At 75.9% G+C, this 6362-nt stretch carries 1 protein-coding gene and 1 pseudogene; both read left to right on the top strand.

Annotation, left to right across the window (positions count from 1 at the left end):
• Positions 1-4: 4 nt before the first annotated feature.
• Positions 5-4471, top strand: a pseudogene (locus tag PUR56_RS08650) (SDR family NAD(P)-dependent oxidoreductase); the annotation flags it as partial.
• Positions 4472-4550: 79 nt separating this feature from the next.
• A partial coding sequence (locus PUR56_RS08645) for a type I polyketide synthase (protein WP_329948445.1) occupies positions 4551-6362 on the top strand: 1812 nt, incomplete at its 3' end.

The raw sequence follows: 6362 nt of genomic DNA, 5'->3' as shown, positions 1-6362 counted from the left end.
GCGGGACGTGGACGCGGTGGAGGCGCACGGGACGGGTACCTCGCTCGGTGACCCGATCGAGGCCCAGGCGCTCCTCGCCACCTACGGTCAGGGTCGTCACGGCGTTCCGCTGTGGCTGGGGTCGGTGAAGTCGAACCTCGGGCACACGCAGGCGGCGGCCGGTGTCGCGGGCATCATCAAGATGGTGCAGTCGATGCGCCACGGGATCCTCCCGGGCACGCTGCACGTGGACGCGCCGTCCTCGCAGGTGGACTGGTCCGCGGGTGCGGTGGAGTTGCTGACCGAGGCCCGCGACTGGCCCGCGACCGACCGGCCGCGCCGGGCCGGGGTGTCCTCGTTCGGCATCAGCGGAACCAACGCCCACGTCATCCTCGAAGCCCCGTCGGGCGCACCGGTTCCCGCGACGGCGTCGGACGAGGCACCGCTCCCGGCGCTTCCGGTCACTCCGGTCGTGCTCGCGGCGGCCGACGAGGACGCCCTGCGCGTGCTGGCGGGTCGGATCGCCGAGCACCGTGAGCTCCCGCTCGACCAGCTCGCGGCGGGCCTGGCGGGCCGGGCCGCGCTGCCGCAGCGCGCGGTGCTCCTCGCCGAGGACCGCTCCGCGCTGGAGGATTCCCTGAGCGCGTTCACCGATCGGGCCGTCACCGACCGGGCCGTCATCGACCGGATCGTCATCGACCGGATCGTCACCGGCACGGCGGTCGAGGGCCGGCTGGCGGTGGTGTTCACCGGTCAGGGGTCGCAGCGGGTCGGGATGGGCCGGGAGTTGTACGACACCTTCCCGGTGTTCGCGACCGCCTATGACGAGGCGTGCGAGGTGCTGGGGCTGACGCTGCACGGGCTGGACGCGGAGTCGCTGGACCGTACGGGTTCGGCGCAGCCGGCGATCTTCGCGGTCGAGGTGGCGCTGCTCGCGCTCGTGCGCTCCTGGGGCGTGACCCCGGACGTGGTCGCCGGTCACTCGGTCGGCGAGATCACCGCCGCGTACGCCGCCGGGGTCCTCTCCCTGGCGGATGCGGCGAAGCTGGTGGCGGCGCGGGGCCGGTTGATGCAGGCGCTGCCCGCGGGCGGCGCGATGCTGGCCGTCGGGGCGTCGGAGGCCGAGGTTCGGGAGGCGTTCCCGGACATCGACCTCGCGGCGGTCAACGGGCCGGCCGCGGTGGTCGTGTCGGGGACCGAGGACGACATCGTGGCGATCGCCGAGCTGGTGACCGAGCGGGGTTGGAAGACCAACCGCCTGCGGACCAGCCACGCGTTCCACTCCCGGCTGATGGAGCCGATGCTGGCGGACTTCCGGGCCGTCGTGAGCGGCCTGGCCTTCCACGACCCGGTGCTCCCCGCCGTCTCGACGGTGACCGGCACTCCGGTGACGCCCGGTCAGTGGTCGGACCCGGAGTACTGGGTCGACCAGGTCCGGCGCCCGGTGCGTTTCGCCGAGGCCGTCACCGCCCTCGATGCCCGTCGGGTGCTGGAACTCGGCCCGGACGGCGTCCTCGCCGGGCTGATCGGCCACGTCGATCCCGAGCTCACCGCGGTCACCGCGTTGCGCCGGGACCGGTCCGAGCCGCACACGCTGCTCCGGGCGGTCGCCGAGCTGTTCGTCCACGGCCAGCCCGTCGACTGGAGCGCGCTGGTCGGGCGCCGGGCCGACGCGGACCTGCCGACCTACCCGTTCCGGCACCGGCGGTTCTGGCCGCGGCCCCGGACCGGTGTCGACGGGGACGTCACCGGGCTCGGCCTGACCGGGACCGGCCACCCGATCCTCGGTGCGGCGGCGGAGGTCCCGGGTTCCGGGCTGGTGCTGTTCACCGGTTCGCTGTCCGGGGCGACCCACCCGTGGGCGGTCGACCACACGGTTCACGGCCGCACGGTCGTGCCGGGCGCCGCGTTGTTCGAGATGGTCCTGGCGGCGGGCTCCCGGGTGGGGGCCCCGGTGCTGGAGGAACTGCTGCTGAAGGCTCCGCTCGTCCTGCCGGGTCGCGAGACCGTCCAGGTCCGGGTCACGGTCGGGGCGCCGGACGACGAGGCCGGTCGGCCGGTGACCGTCCACTCGCGGACCGGGGCCGAGGCGCCCTGGACCGAGCACGCCACGGGCCTGCTGTCGGAGCGGACCGGCGGCGACCCGGCCGCCGTCACGGTGCCGGCGGGGGCCGAGGAGATCGACCTCACGGGCTTCTATCCGGCGATGGAGGCTGCGGGCCTGGGCTACGGGCCGGCGTTCCAGGGCCTGCGCAGGGCCTGGAAGTCCGGGGACGAGGTCTTCGCCGAGGTCGAGGTCGCGGAGCCGCCCGCGGGCTTCGCGCTGCACCCGGCCCTGCTGGACAGCGCGTTGCACGCGGTCGCCGCCGGCGGTCTGGTCACCGGGACGGACGTCCACCTGCCCTTCGCGGTGTCCGGTGTCCGGCTGGTGTCCGGCGGCGCGACCGCGCTGCTGGTCCGGCTGACCCCGGACGGGCCCGGCGGTGTGCGCCTGGTGATCGCGGACGGTGCCGGGCTGCCGGTGGCCGAGATCGAGCGGCTCGCGCTGCGGCCGGTCGGTGCGGCCCCGGCGGCCGACACGGCCGGGCTCTACACGGTGGAGTGGCGGCCTTCGCCCGTGGCGGTCGGCGGCGGGGACACCGCAGGCTGGGTCGGCCTGCCGCTCGGCGAGCCGATGCCCGCCCTGCCCGGCGCCCCGGTCGTCCTGCTCGACGCCACGGCCTCGCCCGAGGCCGGTCCGGCCGAGGTGCGGCGGGCACTCGAAACCGCCCTGGGCACGCTCCAGGCGTGGCTCGCCGATCCGGCCGGTGCCGGTCACCTGGTGGTGCTGACCTCGGGTGCGGTGGCCACGGGCCCGGCGGACCCGGTGACGGGGCTGGCGCATTCCGTGCTCTGGGGTCTGGTCCGCGTCGCCCAGACGGAGAACCCCGGCCGGATCACCCTGATCGACACCGACACCGACAGCGACAGCGACACCGCCACCGCCACTGCCGGTGCCGCCGACGGCCGCGCGCTCGTCGCGGGCATCGTCGAGGCGGGGCTCGCGCAGGCGGCGGTCCGCTCCGGCGCGGTGCTGGTCCCGCGCCTGGTCGCGGCGCAGCCTCCTGCGGCCGTGACCGGCGGCCCGGCCGACGGCGCGCCGGTCGCGTCCGCCCTCGGTGACGGGACGGTCGTGCTCACCGGCGCCACCGGGGCGCTCGGCGCGGACCTGGCCCGTCACCTGGTCGCCGCCCACGGGGTCAAGGACCTGCTGCTGGTCAGCCGGCGCGGCCCCGACGCGCCCGGGGCCGCGGCCCTGGTCGACGAACTGACCGGCGCCGGGGCGGCGGTGCGGCTCGCGGCCTGCGACCTGGCCGATCCGGACGCCGTCCGGCGTCTGCTCGGTCCCGTCGAGGTCGGCGCCGTGGTGCACGCCGCCGGCGTCACGGACGACGCGGTGCTCACCCGGTTGACGCCCGACCGGCTCGCGGCCGTCCTGGCGGCCAAGGTGGATGCGGCGGTCAACCTGCGCGCGGCCACCGCCGGCCGGCCGCTCGCGGCGTTCGTGCTGTTCTCCTCCGTCGCCGGCGTTCTCGGCAACGCCGGCCAGGCCAACTACGCCGCGGCCAACACCTTCCTGGACGCCTACGCCGCCCGTCTGCGGTCCGAGGGGGTTCCCGCCACCTCGCTGGCGTGGGGGCTGTGGGAGACCGGTCTCGGCGCCGCCCTGACGGACGGTCTCCGCGACCGGCTCCGGGGCGGCGGGATCGTGCCGCTGCCCACCGGGGACGCGCTCGCCCTGTTCGACGCCGCCCTCCGCGCGGACGTCGCCCTGGTCGCCCCGGTCGGGCTCGACCTGGCCGCGCTCCGGCCGGCGGCCGCGGCCGGACGGCTCCCGGAGCTGTTCGCCGGTCTGGTACCGGCGCCGGCCCGGCCGGGGGTCCGCGCGGAGGCCCGGCCTGCCGTCGCCGCAGGCCGGGACCGCGCACTGACCGCGCAGCTGGCCCCGATGACCGCCGCCGAACGGACCCGCACGCTGCTCGGCCTGGTCCGTACCCACGCGGTCGCCGTGCTCGGCCACACGGGCCCGGCGGGGATCGGCGACGGCCGTGTCTTCGGCGAGCTGGGCTTCGACTCGCTCACCGCGGTCGAGTTCCGCAACCGTCTGGCCGCCGACACCGGTCTGCGGCTCGCGCCGACGCTGATCTTCGACCACCCGACGCCGCTGGCGCTGGCCGAGGCCCTCCGCGACCGGCTCGCCCCGGCGGCCGTCGAGGGTGACGCGGCGCTCCTGGCCGAGCTCGCCGTTCTGGAGGCGAGCCTGGCGGCGAGCAGCCCGAGCGAGGCGATCCGGACCGCCGTCGGGCTCCGGCTGCGGGCGATGCTCGCAGGCTGGGCGAGCACCGACGGGCCGGGCGACGGCCCGTCGGACTCCGACACCAATGCGGACATCGCCGCCGCCGACGACGCCGAGCTGTTCAGCCTGCTCGACGACGAACTCGGCATCAACTGACCCTCCGCGCGGTCGGCGCGAACCGACCCTCCGCCTAATCGGCGCGAACTGACCCACAAGCAACTGGAGTTGGCGAGACATGGACACCGAAGCGAAGCTCCGCGACTACCTCAAGCGGGCGACCGCCGACCTTCGTCAGGCCCGTCGCGACCTCGTCGACGTCCAGGAGAAGGCCGCCGAACCGATCGCGATCATCGGCATGGCCTGCCGCTACCCCGGTGGGGTGCGCACGCCCGGTCAGCTCTGGGACCTGCTGGACGCCGGCCGCGACGCGATCACCGGCTTCCCCCAGGACCGGGGCTGGGCGGTGGAGGAGGGCGACTTCGCCCAGGAGGGCGGATTCCTCGAGGATGCGGGCGCGTTCGACCCCGCCGTCTTCGGCATCTCCCCGCGCGAGGCCCTGGCGATGGACCCGCAGCAGCGGCTGCTGCTGGAGTGCGCGTGGGAGACCTTCGAGCGCGCCGGGCTGGACCCGCTCGGCGTCAAGGGTTCCCGCACCGGCGTGTTCGCCGGCGTGATGTACCACGACTACGCCGCCCAGCTCACCACGCTGCCGGACGGCGTCGAGGGCTACCTGGCCACCGGCACCTCCGGGAGCATCATCTCCGGCCGCGTCGCCTACACCTTCGGGCTGGAGGGTCCTGCCCTCACCATCGACACGGCCTGCTCGTCGACGCTGGTCGCGCTGCACCTGGCGGTGCAGTCGCTGCGCCGGGGCGAGTGCGCGATGGCGCTGGCGGGCGGTGTCACCGTGATGGCCGGTCCGAGCACGTTCGTCGAGTTCGCCCGGCAGGGCGGCCTGGCCGCCGACGGCCGCTGCAAGCCCTTCGCCGCCGCCGCCGACGGCACCGGCTGGGCCGAGGGTGCCGGTCTGCTGCTGGTCGAGCGGCTCTCGGACGCCCTGCGCCTGGGCCACCCGGTCCTCGCCGTCGTCCGGGGCAGCGCGGTCAACCAGGACGGTGCGTCCAACGGTCTGACCGCGCCGAACGGCCCCTCCCAGCAGCGGGTGGTCCTCGACGCGCTGGCCGACGCCCGGCTGACCCCGGCCCAGGTCGACGCGGTGGAGGCGCACGGCACGGGGACGCGCCTGGGTGACCCGATCGAGGCCCAGGCGCTGCTGGCGACGTACGGCCAGGACCGGGCCGAGGGCGAGCCGCTCCGGCTGGGCTCGCTGAAGTCGAACCTCGGGCACACCCAGGCGGCGGCGGGCGTCGGCGGCATCATCAAGATGGTCGAGGCCATGCGCCGCGGCGTGCTGCCGAAGACGCTGCACGTCGACGAGCCCTCCCCGCACATCGACTGGTCCTCGGGCGCGCTGGAGCTGCTCACCTCCGCGCAGCCCTGGCCGCAGGCCGGGGACACCCCCCGCCGGGCCGCGGTCTCCTCCTTCGGGTTCAGCGGCACCAACGCCCACGTCGTCCTCGAACAGGCGCCGGCCGAGGCCGTCGCACCGGCGGGCACCACGCCCGTCGTTCCGCTGCCGCTGGCGGGGGCCGACGAGGCGGGGCTGCGCGCCCAGGCCGCCGTGGTCCGCGACCACCTGGACACCGCAGGGGCCTCCCTGGCGGACACCGGCGCGACGCTGGTGGGCCGGGCGGCGCTCCCGGTGCGGGCGGTGGCGTGGGACGCGGAGGGTCTGGAGGCGGTGGCCGCGGGTCTGGGACAGATCGCGGGGTCGCCGTTGGGCAGCTCGGACGTGGTGTTCGTGTATCCGGGTCAGGGTGGTCAGTGGCTGGGTATGGCGGTGGGTCTGCTGGGGTCGCGAGCGTTCGCGGATCGTCTGCGGGAGTGTGATGCGGCGCTGTTGCCGTTGACGGGGTTCTCGGTGGAGGCGGTGCTGCGGGGCGGGGACGACTGGTTGGCGCGGGTGGAGGTGGTGCAGCCGGTGCTG

Origin of the sequence: Streptomyces sp. BE303 (genome assembly GCF_036290945.1) — a bacterium.
Taxonomy (GTDB): domain Bacteria; phylum Actinomycetota; class Actinomycetes; order Streptomycetales; family Streptomycetaceae; genus Kitasatospora.
The sequence above is the reverse complement of the archived record's forward strand: the minus strand, read 5'-3'. Positions and strand labels throughout refer to the sequence as shown.